The sequence below is a fragment of the Agriterribacter humi genome, assembly GCF_009192765.1.
In the GTDB taxonomy this organism is placed as follows: domain Bacteria; phylum Bacteroidota; class Bacteroidia; order Chitinophagales; family Chitinophagaceae; genus Agriterribacter; species Agriterribacter humi.
In genome coordinates this window covers 479,475-494,883 of the sequence record NZ_VOHQ01000001.1, presented here as the reverse complement: position 1 = coordinate 494,883, position 15,409 = coordinate 479,475, and the positions used below count along the sequence as shown (strand labels likewise).

Here is a 15,409-nt window from a genome sequence, read left to right as displayed (position 1 = left end):
GGTTTTTTGATAGAAGTTATCTCTATTATGACAGAAAGGGTGCCTGCCAAACTTATTTATCATAAGACACCAATTAAGATACCTTGTTTTCCGTTATAGGAGGTACACTTCAATACCCGGATAAAAATGCACAAAGTTTTTTTCTTTACTAAGGAATGCAATATCACCAGCAATAGAGAAAAGGCCTACTACCGGGTAGAAATAGATAATAAAAAGCAAGCCTCCTTTTATAATAAAGGCTTTCTGTCAGCCCCATTTTATATTGAAAAGATTGATAATGTTGATGATGATAAACATTTGAAAACCTATCTTAAAATATTGTTGAGAGCAAAGGTAATGGTCTACGAAAATTAAATATGCTTTGCGTTTAAGCTCATAATGAATCCCCTTTTCGCTATTTTCCCTGCACGTTCTGCAATTGTGAAGTTTTACATCCGCTTACGCATGTGATGGCACTTTATCATCATAATGTAATATTCGGTTTGATTTTCACGGGTATTGGCATGGAACAATTAATTTTAGCATGGTTAAATAAATATTTTAAAATTACCCGGGGCATATGAAAAGGCTAAGAATAGAATTTGTATTGTGTTTTTTCTTTTTGTGCTTAGGAACAGTTGCAATGACGCAGGTTAAATTGTATGTAGCTGCGGGCGGAAACGACAATAATCCTGGCACCCTTGCCCGCCCTTTTAAAACCATCCAGCACGCTGTTAATCATTCACTTGGAAATAACGATAAAGACATAGCGATTGAATTACGGGCAGGTACCTACTATCTTAACAAGACCATTGTAATAAATGCAGCAGATTTTTTACCTGCTTCATTGCAAATCAAAGCCCATCAAAATGAAAAGGTCACCATCAGTGCAGGACGCCGTTTAAAGCTTCAATGGAAGCCATATAAAAATGGGATATATGTGGCTTCTGTTCCCCCGGATATTTCTTTTGAAAGATTGTATATCAATCAAAATCTGCAACCGCCGGCGCGATACCCGAATTACGATTCTGCTGCAAGAATATTTCATGGTACAGCGGCAAACGCTATCACCCCGGAAAGAGTAAAGCGATGGAAAAACCCCGTGGGCGGATATGTGCATGCATTGCATGCGTATGAGTGGGGAGGATTCCATTACCGTATAACCGGTGTTGATCGTACAGGTAACGTGCAACTGGAAGGCGGCTGGCAGAATAACCGCCCGAATGCAATGCATAACGAATATCGCTTTGTTGAAAATATTTTTGAAGAATTAGATGCGCCCGGAGAATGGTGGCTGGATAAAAAAAAGCAACTGCTCTATTATTATCCTCCAAAAGGAATAAATATCTCAAAAGCTGTAGTAGAAATATCGAACCTTAAAAATAGTATTGAACTGAAAGGAAGTGCCGGAAAGCCTTTACGCCATGTACAATTGCTTAACCTGAATTTTGCACACAACGAGCGCACTTTCATGGATACCAAAGAGCCACTGTTGCGCAGCGACTGGACAATTTACAGAGGTGGCGCTGTTTTATTAGATGGTACTGAAAACTGTAAAATAGCGGATTGTGTTTTTGAAGGTATTGGCGGCAATGCCATTATGTTCAGCAATTACAATAAAAAGGATACCGTAACTGGTTGTCACATTTATAATACTGGCGCTAATGCGGTATGCTTTATCGGCGACACAAAAGCAGTTCGTTCTCCATCATTCGGGTATGAAAATTTTATTCCTTATGCCCGGTTAGATAAAACGCCCGGGCCATTAACCAATAACTTTTCGCAGGAATGTATCGTTACCGACAATCTTTTTCACGACCTGGGCGATATAGAAAAACAGGCAACAGGTGTAGAAATAGAAGCAGCATCTTCCATTACGGTAAGCCATAACAGTATTTACCATACTTCACGCGCTGGCATTAATATCGGCGATGGTTGTTTCGGCGGGCATATAATAGAATATAATGACGTATTTAATACCGTGAGAGAAACAGGAGATCATGGATCTTTTAATTCGTGGGGGCGCGACCGTTTCTGGGCGCCAAACAGAAATTACATGGACAGCCTGGTGGCTGTTCATCCTGAACTGATACTACTTGATGCGCAGGAGCAAACCATAATCCGCAACAACCGCTTCCGTTGCGATCATGGCTGGGATATTGACCTCGATGACGGTTCATCTAACTATCATATCTATAATAATCTTTGCTTAAATGGCGGACTTAAGCTGCGAGAAGGTTTTTACAGGATAGTAGAGAATAATATTATGATCAATAATTCCTTTCACCCGCATGTGTGGTTTAAAAACAGTGGCGATGTATTTGAAAGAAATATCGTGATGAAAAAATACGCGCCTATTCAAATCAGCGACTGGGGAAAACGCATTGATTATAATTTATTTCCCGATACCACTGCACTCAATGATGCAAAGTCCAACGGGACGGATAAAAACAGTTTGGCAGGAGATCCATTGTTTGTTGATCCTGAAAAAGGGGATTATAGAGTTGCTGCCAATTCTCCCGCACTTAAAACCGGGTTTAAGAATTTTCCAATGGATGCATTTGGCGTAAAAAAACCTTCCTTAAAAAAAATAGCATTACAGCCGCAGATACCTGTATTGATAACAGATGCAGGACTGGAAGATAAATCAGTGGAAGTATCATTCCTGGGAGGTTCTGTAAAATCTGTTGACGGACTGGGAGACCGTTCGGCTTATGGACTTCCTGATGAAGCAGGGGTAATTGTTATATCAGCAGGGGATAACAGTCTTTTATCTTTATCCGGGTTGCAGAACAAAGATGTTATTCGCACTGCCGGGAACAAAAATGTTGAAGATGTAAAACAACTGATGGATGTTTATCAATCCCTGAACTGGACAGGTGAAATTACGCTTACCATTATGCGCAATCAGCAACTGGTAACCCTAACGCTTAGAACAAGATAACAGATCGCAGCTTTAACTCTCCCGGGGCTCACTTTACTTCAACCATCGTATTCTATCAAGGCAGGGGTATATGCGGAGCGGAAATAAAGGAGGGGTTTTGTAACCTTAACGCCGGCAAATACTCTAATATTGGTACCGGCAATTAAACTGAATAATGTTTTTCTTACCATATAATTTAAAACAGCCTTGATTATGATGAATATCATAAAAGAAAATGAACTGTTTTGATCTTTCCTGTTATATCTTTGCAGCATTAGATTATTATACCAGCAAATTGAAGGTTTTTACTACCATACTGCTTTTTACCATTATCTTTTTACAAACATTCAGCTCATTTGTAATTCGGGCAGATTATTTTTTTAATAAAAGCTATATAGCCAGGGTTCTTTGTATCAATAAAGAAAAGCCCCAAGCCCATTGTAACGGTAAATGTTATCTCACTAAGCAATTAAACCAGCAGGAGAAGCAGGATCAGCAGGCGCCTGTTCCCAAATGGGAGAAGTTCGACATGCAACTTTTTTTTCTTCCAAAATCACTCGACTTTTCAAATGATCCGTTTTTGGTTACAGCAGAGTACCATACTGAAAACGATATGCTTACTTCGTCCTTCCACCGTTCCATATTTCATCCCCCTTCGGCATAGCCTTATTTTACGGTTTTAAGATTGCAGTTGTCCTTTCTTAAGGATGAAATATTATTTACTTAAATTTTCTTTGGTATGAATAAGCCATTGTGCTTAGCCGTGCTGTTGATATTAGCGCTCCATGTTGCATACGCTCAAATAAAAATAGAAGGAAAAGTTATTGATGCAGCCACCAACCAGCCGCTTGGGGGCGTAACAGTTTCGGGTTTAAATAATCAAACCAGTGCCCTTTCAGGTAAGGACGGGAGCTTTACATTGTATTGCGGTTCAAAAGAGGATAGCATCAGGTTTAGTTCGGCCGGGTATGAGCCCAGGAATATTGCATTACCAGATTTTGGAGCCTTCGTTTTACTTACGCCTTCCTTTACCAATCTCAATGAAATTGTGGTTTCGGGCAGCAGGGATGCTCAACGGCGCACCGAAGTGCCGGTGGCTATTAATGTCATTTCAAAATCAGCGATAAATGATGCAAAAGCAACAAGGCTCGATATGCTGGTCAATAAAGTTCCCGGTGTATTTATGGTTGACCTGGGCAACGAACAGCACAGCATGGCGGTTCGCCAGCCCATGGGTACAAAAAACCTGTTCCTGTATCTCGAAGATGGCATTCCCATCAGAACGGTAGGAGACTTTAATCACAATGCACTGATAGAAATTAACCAGGCGTCACTCCAGCGTATTGAGGTTATTAAAGGCCCGGCATCCTCCCTGTACGGAAGTGAGGCCGTAGGAGGAGCGATCAATTTTATTACACAGGCGCCTTCTCCGTTTTTGTCGGGGAAAATCCAGGTAGAAGGCGGAAGCAGGGGATATAAGCGTACGGATTTCAATATGAGCAATACGTATAAAAAGCTCGGCATGTATATAGGTGGCTATTATGTTCATCAAAATCAGCCACCTGAGGAGCACAACGATTTTGAAAAAACAGCTTTAACACTGAGGACTGATTATAGTTTTAACAGCAAAATGAAACTGACTGCTGTTGCTGACTATATCAGCTATAAAACAGATCAGAAAGGAGGTTTGGACAGCGCTCATTTTTATAATAAAGATTATACCAGCTTTTACCGCTTCACCTGCAGGAAAGTGAATGCTTTTCGGTTGAGAACTACATTGAACAAGGAATGGAATGATGATAATAAAACAAATCTTACCATTTTCTACCGGAATACCACTATTGGTCAAAATCCTTTTTATTCAATAAGTAATATTGCCGGCAATACAGCAAAAGCTAAAGGACAGATCAATGAAGATGCTTTCAAAAGCTATGGAGCAGTGCTGCAGCATACAACAGAATTGAAAGCCATAAATGCGAGATTCATCTCAGGTGTAAGTATGGATTACAGTCCTGCCGCTTACCATGCACAGTTCACAGATATTGACAGGAATGCAAATGGAATTTATTATAACTATACAGCAAAAGACAGTTTGCTCACCTATTACAATGTGGATCTTTTTAATAGCGCTGTATATACCCAGTTTGAATATAAGCCAACCGGTAAATTGAAATTAGTAGCTGCGGCCCGTTACGACAGACTGGATTACCAGTTCGATAATCATTTATTACCTGGTGCATTTACAGGCGCCCGGGATGCTACAGATCACTTTGATAATTTTACGCCCAAGCTTGGTATTACCTACGACTTTGGAAAAAATAAAGGGGCCTATATTAATTACAGCGTAGGTTTTGCTCCTCCCAATATTACGGATATGTATGCCGGTGTGCAGGTGCCTGTATTAAAAGCAGCCTCATACCAAAATTATGAGGCGGGAGGATGGGTTTCATTTGCTGCCGGCAAAGGGTATGCAGAAGTTTCGGTATACAAACTGGATGGCAAAAATGAAATTGTAAGCGTAAGACTTGCGGATGGATTTTATCAAAATCAAAATACGGGTAAAACAAGCCACAAGGGCATTGAAGCCAATATAAAATATACGCTTGTGGAAGATATAGCCATTCGCATCGCAGGCTCTTATGCCGAACATACCTACATTGATTATATACAACAGGGTAAAGATTTTTCGGGCAACAGGATGGCACAGGCGCCGGCTTATATTTATAACGGAGAAATTACCTACAGACCTCACTATTGCAAAGGCCTTAGAATAGCAGCAGAATTGCAGGGCATGAGCAATTATTATACGGATCCTCAAAATACAGCCAAGTATAAGGGTTTTACGGTACTCAATGTAAGAGCAGGATACGGCTTCAAAGGGTTTGAGCTTTGGACAAACTGTCTCAATATAGCAAACAAAATTTACGCAACCACTGTAGATAAAAGCGCATATGGTACTTCCTATCGCCCCGGCCAGTTAAGAACTTTCAATGTGGGACTGGCATACAGTTTCAATGATCAATAATGAAAAGGGAGTGAGTTGTTTCTTCAAAATCAAAAGCATGAAAAAAGAGTTAATTTTAGTAGCATTCATAAGCGCTGTCTTTATTTATGGGTGCCAAACCGAAAATAAAAAGCAAACCATTGCTGCTTCGCAGGGAACATTGATAGATGCGGCTAAAGGCTCCTGTCCTTATCTTACAAGAGACAATAAAAATAATATCGTTTTAAGCTGGGTTAAGCAGGTAGATACTGCCACCTCTGTTTTGTGTTATGCGGTTTCCGGGGACGAAGGAAAAACGTTTAACAGACCTGTTGAAGTACCCGGAAGTAACAATGTTCATCCGCATGGTGAGAATATGCCAAAAATAATATTTAAGCCATCCGGGGAGATCATTGCTGTTTGGGGCGCCGCTAATCCGAATCCAGAAAATGCTTATTCCGGTTTAGTGTACTATACACAATCATTTGATAACGGTAAAATATGGACGAAGCCTGTTTCTTTAACGAAAGATACTGCCAGTTTCGATCAGCGCTATTTTGATGTGGCATTGTTGCCCGGTGGGGAAGCCGGTATTGTTTGGCTGGATAACAGGAAGCGGTCAAAAAAAGAAGGCTCGGGATTATACTATGCCGTAACAAAAGGTAATAATGGTTTTGAAGATGAACAATTGATCAGCGAACCTTGTTGCCAGTGTTGCCGTACGGATCTGTTTATTGATAAAAAGGAAAATATCCATGTATTATACCGGGCGATCATCAATGACAGCATCCGGGATATGGTGCATATCGTATCCACAGATAAAGGATATTCGTTTTCATCACCTAAAAGAATAAGCGAAGACAATTGGGTCATTAGTGGTTGCCCGCATACCGGTCCGGCAATAGCGGAAAATAAAGAAGGTTTGCATTTTACATGGTTTTCGGGCGGAGGTAGTGCGGGTGTTTATTATAATAACTCTTCTGATAATGGGCAGTCGTTTTCAAACCGTAACAATGTAAGTGGTAAGGCCTCCAAACATTGCCAGATCGCATCACTTTCTAATGATAATATCTTAATCGTTTGGAATGAAAGTTTCGCGGATGGCGGAAATTTTAATAGCCGGATTGGTATTGAAGAACGGAACGCAGACGGAAATGTAATGAGCAAAGCATATATCACGGCTGTTAACGGTGATGCTTCTTTCCCGGTTATACATCCTGTTAATGCAAATAAGGTATTGGTTGCCTATACTGAAAGAATAAAGGATAGTGAATATGTTTTGTTTAAACAGGTAATGCTGGAGTGAAGAGGAGCAGGTTTCAAGTTACAGGTTTCAGGGAAGGATTTGAAATTTGTTTGTCATGGTGAGGAACGAACCATCTGTATATAATTTGGTTCTTGTTTTTTGTTTTTTGATGCTTTTGCAGTCCATTAATACCCGGCATTCCGAATTAGTTCAATTCATGGTTATCTTCTTTGCCATTTCCGTGAAAATTGAGTAAGTACGTAAACAAATTGGTTTCTGTGGGGATTTGTAATTTTTTTCTCAGTCGGTACCGGCTTATTTCCACGCCTCTAACGGAAATGTTCATGAGTTGTGCCATTTCTTTGGTGCTGAGATTCATACGCAGATAGGCGCATAATTTCAGCTCGTTGGGAGTAAGATTGATGTGTTTTTCCTTTAGGGCTACAAAAAAATCATTATGCGCTTTATCAAAATGAACCGTAAAATGATCCCAGTCCTCATCCACCTTGTCGTCCTCACCTAAGGTCCTGATCATTTTTTTTAGTGCATCCAGCGATTTTTCTTCCCCTGTATTTTTAGTAAGGCGCTGCAATTCATCTTTTATCCGGGTTATCAGCTCTCCTTTTTTTACAAGGTGCATGGTGGCTGAGGCCATCTCTTTGTTTTTATGATTTATTTCTGCTTCAAGCTTTTCATTGCGCAGCGTTACAATTTCCTTTTCATTTTTTTCCATCTCAAGCTGGTGCAGGTCACGCAGTTGCTTCTGCCTTTCTTCATATCGCTCACGCTGCCGCATGAATTTTTGTTTTTGCCAGCGGTATATCATATACAAGCCATACAACAATATACAGGCATAAATGGCGTATGCCCACCATGTTTGATACCAGGGAGGAAGTATCATAAATGAATATTTGTATACCTGCGATTCACTCCCCATGTTATTTCTGCCTCTTATCTCAAGCGCGTAACTGCCTGCCGGCAGGTATACATAATCCCTTTCTGTTTTATTGTTCCATTCCGACCATTTGTTGTCGTAGCCTTTCAAAAAGCAACTGTATTCAATATTGGATTGTTGCTCATAGAGGGGAGATGAAAATTCGAAATGAAATGAATTCCATTGATATGAAACAGCAGGTGTAGCGATCTGCAGTTGTGGTTCGTTAACCTTATTAAAATAGCCGTTGAATAAAAGGCTGTCTGTTGCCCCCCTTGCCGTAGCTTTCCGTAGCTGTACCTGCAGGAGTGGGTGATTGCGTTTGTATTTGGCGTAATTGATATGAAAATATCCTTTTTCTGATCCAACAAAGATATTGCTCTCGTCTGCAGGATATACCTGTTCAAATCCACTCACTAATTTGCGGTTAAGCTCGCTTATATAAATGATATTTGGCTTATTGGTTGAATAGTCTACTACTCCAAGGTTTTTGCCAAACACAAACCATATATTTCCTGCCGGATCTTCTTTCAGGTAACGCACAATGGTTTGCCCGAAAAGAGATCTAAAATAAGCGGAAGGCTCAAATTGATCAGACTGTTCATTGTATTCATATATACCGTTTTCAGTAGCAACCACCACCCGGTTCTTTATTTTAAAAATATAGTTGCCATTGAGGCTGAGTCCTACACCTTGTTTACCCGTATATGCTTTTACTATTGGCTCACCATTGCTCTGCAACTGCACACGGTATATACCTTTATAGGGATGAGACACCCATACATTGTTATTGGAGACGGTTACAAAACGGGCCGACTCAAAGTTTGCGTCAACATGTTTCTTACTGAATTGCCCGTTTTGATAATTATAAAATCGTATCCCATTGTAAGTGCCTGCTACCATAACAGGGGAGGGGAGAACGGAAGTTAAAGGCAAAAAGGTCCAGAATCCTATAGTATTATCCATAGTAATGGCCCTGTCGCCTTTGACCTCACGGAAGCCTTCATGATGTCCGATCAGCAGTTTTCCATTTACTTCAGAAAGATTCCATACCTGCCCCCTGGTGTTTTCAACCAGCTTAAAGCTTCCCTTTACAAAGCTTAGATCTTCATTTTCATATAATGGAGCCTGGTATAAACCATTGGTAGTAGCTATATATAAATGATTGTTGTAAATAATGGAGGAATAACCGGCTCCTTCATTGGGCATATCAGGAAAGATGTGCTTGATAGCGCTGTTATAAGCTATGAAATCAATACCGCTGTCAAGTCCCAGCCAAAGATTTTTATTCTTATCAGGGAAAATACTAAGCACATTATTATTTTGGAGACCTTCCAAACGCGAAAATTGCTGAACGGGGTTGCCTTTTTTATCTATTATGATGCAACCCTTAGTGGTGGTAGCAAGGGCAAAGCGGTTCCCATCAATAACTGCAGCACTGTATATATGATACGCTGCAATGGCTTTAAGCGCTGGTGAAGAAAAGGGAGTAAGGCTGTTTTTTGTGTACAGGTATATGCCATGTTTTAGACTGGTTATAAAAGCGCTGTCTTTTCCGGCTGGCAGTACGGCTGTAATAAGGAAACCCTCTGGCAATGCACCTTTGCCGGCAACCGGTATCCACATATCTTTATCGAATTTGAGTATACCCCTGTAATAATCCTGTGCAATGAACATGTCTTTGGTGGCGCCCATGAATAACCAGTTGGCGGCAGGGTGCACCGTAATTGTGCTGCCCGAAAACTGTAATATTTGTTCATTGGAACGAAAAAAAACCTGGTTATCCCTGCAAACAATATCCCATACATCGGCAAAGGATCTGTATTTTTCCGGAATAAGGCTTTTTAGGGAATGATAAGTCAGGGAGCCATTTGAATCGGGTGAAAAATAACCGATCTCATCCTGCCCGCCCGTATATATATTATTGTCGGCGCCTATGGCTACCGAACGAACAATTGTTTTATTGGGAAGCGGGTAAATTTTCCAGTAGGTACCATCAAAGCTTAAAAGCCCTTCATTATTGGCAAAATAAAGAAGCCCGTTTGCATCCTGGCAAATGTCCCAATTTTGAGTTCCGGCCTTATACACATGTTTGGAAAAGTTGATGATTTCCGGGAGTCCAATCGTATTTTGACAAAGCCCGCATACAGAGCATTGTAAGGCAATCAGCAATGCAAACGTTTGCTTCATATAGCAGAAAGTTAAAACTAAATTAAGGAAAAAGCACTTAGATGTATTATTGAAGTAGCAATTTAAATGCAGATAGTATGATATGATGAAGTAGTGATGTAGTGTAAAACCAATCAATAGCGATTTTTTTTGATAGTTTTATGATCTGACCAAACTATTCATCACTACTGCCATTATTAATTGATTGCTTATGAAAATGAAAATTGCATTGCAACTATGCATAGTATTTCTATTGCATAGCCTCACTTTTAAAGTTTTTTCACAATCACTACAGATTTCGGGTAAAGTAACCAGCAGGGCAACAGGCGAATCGCTGCCAGGCGCTACTGTTAGTATAAAAGACGGGAGTGCGTCTGTTATTACTGATGCGCAAGGGAGCTTTACAATCACTGTCCCTAAGTCGGGCAGTATTTTAGTGGTAACTTATGCCGGCATGGTGAGCCTGGAGCGGGTAATCACTAATGGCGGCGTACAAAATTTTGAGCTGGAAACCGGTGGCGACAATTTAGAAGAGGTGGTGGTAGTGGGATATGGTACGCAAAAGAAAACCTCGCTCACAGCCTCGGTTTCCTCTGTTAAAGGGGGAGATATTCAACGCCAGCCCGTAGGCGACCTCACCAATGCGTTGGGTGGCAGGGCATCCGGCGTATTGTTTACCCAAGCCAGCGGCCAGGCGGGTAACGATGCTTCCCGGATAATGATACGGGGTATTGGCACTAATGGTAACTCAGCTCCGCTGATAATAGTGGATGGAGTTCCCAGGAACTTCAGCCAGTTAAACCCGGCGGATATTGAAACCATTAATGTATTAAAAGACGCCGCTGCCGTGGCGCCTTACGGCCTGGGTGGTGCTAACGGAGTAATCCTGGTTACCACAAAAAAGGGGAAAACCGGGAAACCTACCCTGAGCTATGAAGGGTATGTGGGCTTTCAAAATCCTACAGTTATCCCGCGTTTCGTTAATTCGTATCAGTATGCCCTGATGAAAAATGAAGGCGCCCGTAATGCGGGATCAACAGAAATGCCTTTTGACGAAAATGAATTACAAAAATACCGGGATGGCTCTGATCCGGACAAATATCCCAATATTGACCCGGTAGGAGATATGATTTCAAAAAATACCTTAATAACGAGTCATAGTTTAACGCTTAATGGCGGTACGGAAGCAATTAAGTATGCAATGGGGTTGGGCTACCTGAACCAGGAAGGGATGTTCCCGGGTATAAAATACCAGCGTTATAATGTTTCTGCCAGCCTCCAGGCTCAGGCTACCAAAACTACAACAATAGACCTGTCATTAAATGGTCGCGTTGAAAAAAGAGACCTTACCGGTGCAGGATATAACAACCAGAGCCTTTTTGAAAACCTGATCAACACCGTTTCCAACAGCACTCCTTTAATATATAGCAACGGGCTGCATCCTTACATGTATGCCTATTTTTATGATAATCCAAGTTACCAGGATATTACAGGTAACACGCTGCTTAGTCAGCTCTCTATAGAGCAAAAATTACCAGTAAAAGGATTGAGCCTGAAATTTGTAGGTTCATACGATTTTAATCCCTTCGACCCGTTCAATACTACCAATAGCGGTATAGCAAGTGTTACCCGTGCGTGGTACGAGCCTTTTCCTTTTTATACTGTTGATACTACTACAAACCCTTATACTTATCCATTGATAGCGCCATCAACACTTCCATCATTCAGCCAGGAGTATCACCAAACCCAGGCATTTACTTACCAGGGCTATATCAATTATTCAGGAAATTTCGGTAATCATGATGTAACCGGTTTAGTGGTGCTTGAATCAAGAAATACTACGTCACAACGTTTTAGTGCCGGCAGGAATAATTATAACCTGCCCATCCCCGAATTGTTTGCAGGTGGTTCGGGCGAAACCGATCTCAGCAATGATGGTAATTCTATGGGCACCAAACAACGTTCGGTAGTGTATAGGGTAACATATGGTTACAACGACAAATATTTGTTCGAAGCTGCAGGCCGCTACGATGGGCACTACTTTTTTGCCCCGGGCCGCAGGTTTGGATTTTTCCCGGCATTTTCCGCCGCATGGCGTTTATCGCAGGAAAAATTCATGGAGAACATAAAGTGGATAGATGAACTGAAACTGCGTGGATCATGGGGGCAGTCGGCAAATCTTGCAGGAAGTCCCTACCAATATCAAACAGGGTTTACCTTATACGGCAATTCGGCAATTTTAAACGGATCGCAAACCCAGGGCTTGTATGAAAGGGCAGAACCCAATCCCAATATCACCTGGGAAAAAGCATCTAAAACCGATATTGGTATTGAAGCGAGATTGTTTGGAGGCTTGTTGAATATCGAGGCCGATTATTTCAAGGAGAAAAGAGCTAATATGTTGCTTGCTCCTAATGTAACCGTACCGGTGGAATATGGGGTAGACCTTTCGCAGGTGAATGCCGGTATCATGGATAACCGCGGCTTTGAATTCACTGTTTCAAGCGGCTACAATATCAATAACGATCTTCGGGTAGGCGTCACCGGTAACTTTACCTATGTGAAGAACAAAATGGTAGAGATATTTGAAGATCCTGCCACCTTCGACAATCCGAATCTTCGTAAAACCGGCAGGTCATTGGATGTGCCGTTTGGATATAAAGCGACCGGATATTTTACTGAAGGTGATTTTTCCGCTCCGGGGGTTTTGAAAGATGGAATTGCAAAGCAGGTATTTACCCAGAATTTGTATCCGGGCGACATCAGGTATGCAGATATCAGCGGACCTGATGGCAAACCCGATGGATTGATTGATTTTAACGACCAGGTAGCTATGGGATATCCTACTTATCCTGCTATTATATATGGCTTTACGCCCAGCATCAGTTGGAAGGGTTTTGAATTGTCTTTGCTTTTCCAGGGTGTGGGGCAGCGGGATATACAAATTTCGAGCAGTGCGGCCTGGGCATTCGATAACAACAAGAACGCCGCGATTACTACACTCGACTATTGGACACCGGAAAACCCAAATGCCTCCTATCCAAGGATGACCACCACGCCCAGCGCAAACAACGTACAAACTTCTACCTTTTGGCAGAGAAGTGTGGCTTACCTGCGCTTAAGAACAGGAATGCTGAGCTATACCATTCCTAACAGCATTACCAGCAAGTGGGGAATGAGTATGGTTTCTGTATACCTGTCGGGACAGAACATCATTACCTGGACGCCTATAGAAAACTTCGATCCGGAAGTGAGCAATGGCAGGGGTTGGTATTTCCCTACGCAAAAAGCATTGACAGCAGGATTAAGAGTACAATTTTAATCGTAAACCTTAATTGTAAACGTTATGACATTTATCATAAATAAGAATCGATTTTTTTCATTGAGTGTTGCTGTTGCTATTTTATTTTCGGGTTGCAGCAAAGACGATTTTCTGGAAGTACCCAACACTGGCGCGGTGACCAGTGAAACGGCATTTTCTACCGAAGCATCTGCCGACCTGGTGTTGAACGATGTATACAGTAATCTTCCCGACTTGTACAATTTTATATTCGAACCATTTGACGCGTGGACAGATGATTTAATGACAGGTTTTAACTGGAACATCAGTTCGCAGGTGGCAAGGAGCAAGACTACCATAAACGCGAATACGGTTCTTTGGTACGATTGGGCGCCTGCTTCTATGTGGCTCGACTGGACTACACTGTACAAACGAGTGAGAAAATGCAATGTGTTTATCCAGGGAGTTGAAAACTCAGTTTTGTCTGATGAATATAAACAAAGAAAGTTGGGAGAAGCAAAAGTATTGCGTGCTTATTTTTACCACCAGCTATGGATGCTGTACGGGGGCGTGCCACTTATCACTAAGCCAGACAACCGCGAAACTGACGGAGAAGCGATCTTTCATCCCCGGGCCAGTTTTGACGAAACTTTTGATTTTATACAAAAGGAATTGGCAGATGCCGCTGCGATGCTGCCCGCAAACAACGGTAATGATGGCGCCGGAAAGATAACCAGGGGTGCAGCTTTGACCATTAAAGGCTGGGTAGAATTGTTTTACGCAAGCAAACACAACAACCCCGGTAATGAATTGAGCAGGTGGGCTACAGCCGCCGCTACCAACAAACAGGTAATGGAAATGGGTTATTCGCTTCATCCCAAATACGATGAATTTTTTCTCACCACCGGCAACAACAACAACGAAGGAATATTGTACCGCGAATACCTTACTGTAAAACAGGGCAGTAATATTCTTGGCTACCAGGGACCTAACAACGTGGGTACGCAATGGCTGAGCTGGGGCGGTTCTACACCTACGCAGGAACTGGTAGACGATTACGCCATGGCTAACGGTAAGGCTATTACGGATGCAGGATCGGGATATGATCCACATAATCCTTATGCCAACAGGGAGCCGCGTTTCATGCAGTCGATCTTATATAACGGCAATACATTTAACGGGCTACCCTTTATGAGTGCTGTAGGATCGGGTAGTAATGAAATAGACCTGGCAGATGCCAGCGATAATACCAATACAGGCTATTGCACCAAAAAGCGCATGGACACTACAGTGAACATTTTCCAGTGGGCGGCCAGCGCGCAGAATTATTACTATTTCCGCTATGCGGAAGTATTGTTGAATTATGCTGAAGCACAGAATGAAGCTGTGGGTCCCGATGAATCAGTATACGCGGCAATAGACGAAATAAGAACACGTGCCGGCATTCCAACTTTTACTGAAGTGTATCCTGGCGCCACGCAGGCAGAAATGCGCGACCTGATCCGTAGAGAAAGAAGAATAGAACTGGCGTTTGAGGGTAAACGTTATTTCGATCTGATCCGCTGGGAAATAGCAGAAGTGAACCTCAACAAGATAATGCATGGAATGAAAATTACTCCCAAGAGTGGTGGTGGGTATAACTACGAAAGAATCAGTGCCATTCCTCCTGCGGCGCCGCAATGGTCGTTTGACAAAAATAAGAATTACCTGTTGCCTATTCCGTTGAGTGCATTAGGACGAAATCCGGCGTTGACGGATCACCAAAACCCCGGATACTAATGCTGTTCTCTAAGGTGAAAAATGAAAGGGGTAATACCGGTATAATAACCTCTTTTTTAGTATAGAACTCCTGTTTGTATTGCTGTTGTTGTACAAACGTGCAACAACAGCAACAG

General features: G+C 41.9%; 8 protein-coding genes. 7 read left to right on the top strand and 1 reads right to left on the bottom strand.

Annotation, left to right across the window (positions count from 1 at the left end):
* Positions 1-126: 126 nt before the first annotated feature.
* The 5 genes from FRX45_RS01905 (at position 127) to FRX45_RS01885 (ending at position 7,191) form a co-directional block, all read left to right on the top strand.
* The gene (locus FRX45_RS01905) at positions 127-354 is read left to right on the top strand and encodes a hypothetical protein (protein ID WP_152266697.1); all 228 of its coding nucleotides are present in this window, start codon (positions 127-129) and stop codon (positions 352-354) included.
* 205 nt (positions 355-559) lie between these two features.
* A complete protein-coding gene (locus FRX45_RS01900; protein ID WP_152266696.1) occupies positions 560-2,923 on the top strand; it encodes a PDZ domain-containing protein in 2,364 nt (787 codons plus the stop codon).
* A 214-nt stretch (positions 2,924-3,137) separates the two neighbouring features.
* Positions 3,138-3,566 (top strand): hypothetical protein, encoded by a 429-nt coding sequence (locus FRX45_RS01895; protein WP_152266695.1) that lies wholly within the window; start codon positions 3,138-3,140, stop codon positions 3,564-3,566.
* Positions 3,567-3,641: 75 nt separating this feature from the next.
* Positions 3,642-5,927 carry a TonB-dependent receptor gene (locus tag FRX45_RS01890; RefSeq protein WP_152266694.1) on the top strand — a complete coding sequence of 762 codons (2,286 nt, stop codon included), beginning with the start codon at positions 3,642-3,644 and terminating at the stop codon, positions 5,925-5,927.
* A gap of 37 nt (positions 5,928-5,964) precedes the next feature.
* Positions 5,965-7,191: a sialidase family protein gene (locus tag FRX45_RS01885; RefSeq protein ID WP_152266693.1), complete on the top strand. Its 1,227-nt coding sequence runs from the start codon at positions 5,965-5,967 to the stop codon at positions 7,189-7,191.
* A 145-nt stretch (positions 7,192-7,336) separates the two neighbouring features.
* Here the strand turns inward: FRX45_RS01885 and FRX45_RS01880 are convergent, their stop codons facing one another.
* Complete coding sequence (locus tag FRX45_RS01880; protein WP_152266692.1) at positions 7,337-10,255, bottom strand: two-component regulator propeller domain-containing protein; 2,919 nt, start codon at positions 10,253-10,255, stop codon at positions 7,337-7,339.
* A 190-nt stretch (positions 10,256-10,445) separates the two neighbouring features.
* Here FRX45_RS01880 and FRX45_RS01875 point away from each other — a divergent pair, with 190 nt between their 5' ends.
* On the top strand, positions 10,446-13,556 hold the full coding sequence (locus tag FRX45_RS01875; protein WP_152266691.1) for a SusC/RagA family TonB-linked outer membrane protein: 3,111 nt from the start codon (positions 10,446-10,448) through the stop codon (positions 13,554-13,556).
* A 24-nt stretch (positions 13,557-13,580) separates the two neighbouring features.
* Complete coding sequence (locus tag FRX45_RS01870; protein WP_152266690.1) at positions 13,581-15,293, top strand: RagB/SusD family nutrient uptake outer membrane protein; 1,713 nt, start codon at positions 13,581-13,583, stop codon at positions 15,291-15,293.
* The last annotated feature ends 116 nt before the right edge of the window (positions 15,294-15,409 follow it).

What these genes read in the sequence shown, in the direction of transcription:
- FRX45_RS01905 (WP_152266697.1), top strand. Translation starts at nt 127, where the DNA reads ATGCACAAAGTTTTTTTCTTTACTAAGGAATGCAATATCACCAGCAAT.
- FRX45_RS01900 (WP_152266696.1), top strand. Translation starts at nt 560, where the DNA reads ATGAAAAGGCTAAGAATAGAATTTGTATTGTGTTTTTTCTTTTTGTGC.
- FRX45_RS01895 (WP_152266695.1), top strand. Translation starts at nt 3,138, where the DNA reads ATGAACTGTTTTGATCTTTCCTGTTATATCTTTGCAGCATTAGATTAT.
- FRX45_RS01890 (WP_152266694.1), top strand. Translation starts at nt 3,642, where the DNA reads ATGAATAAGCCATTGTGCTTAGCCGTGCTGTTGATATTAGCGCTCCAT.
- FRX45_RS01885 (WP_152266693.1), top strand. Translation starts at nt 5,965, where the DNA reads ATGAAAAAAGAGTTAATTTTAGTAGCATTCATAAGCGCTGTCTTTATT.
- FRX45_RS01880 (WP_152266692.1), bottom strand. Translation starts at nt 10,255, where the DNA reads ATGAAGCAAACGTTTGCATTGCTGATTGCCTTACAATGCTCTGTATGC.
- FRX45_RS01875 (WP_152266691.1), top strand. Translation starts at nt 10,446, where the DNA reads ATGAAAATGAAAATTGCATTGCAACTATGCATAGTATTTCTATTGCAT.
- FRX45_RS01870 (WP_152266690.1), top strand. Translation starts at nt 13,581, where the DNA reads ATGACATTTATCATAAATAAGAATCGATTTTTTTCATTGAGTGTTGCT.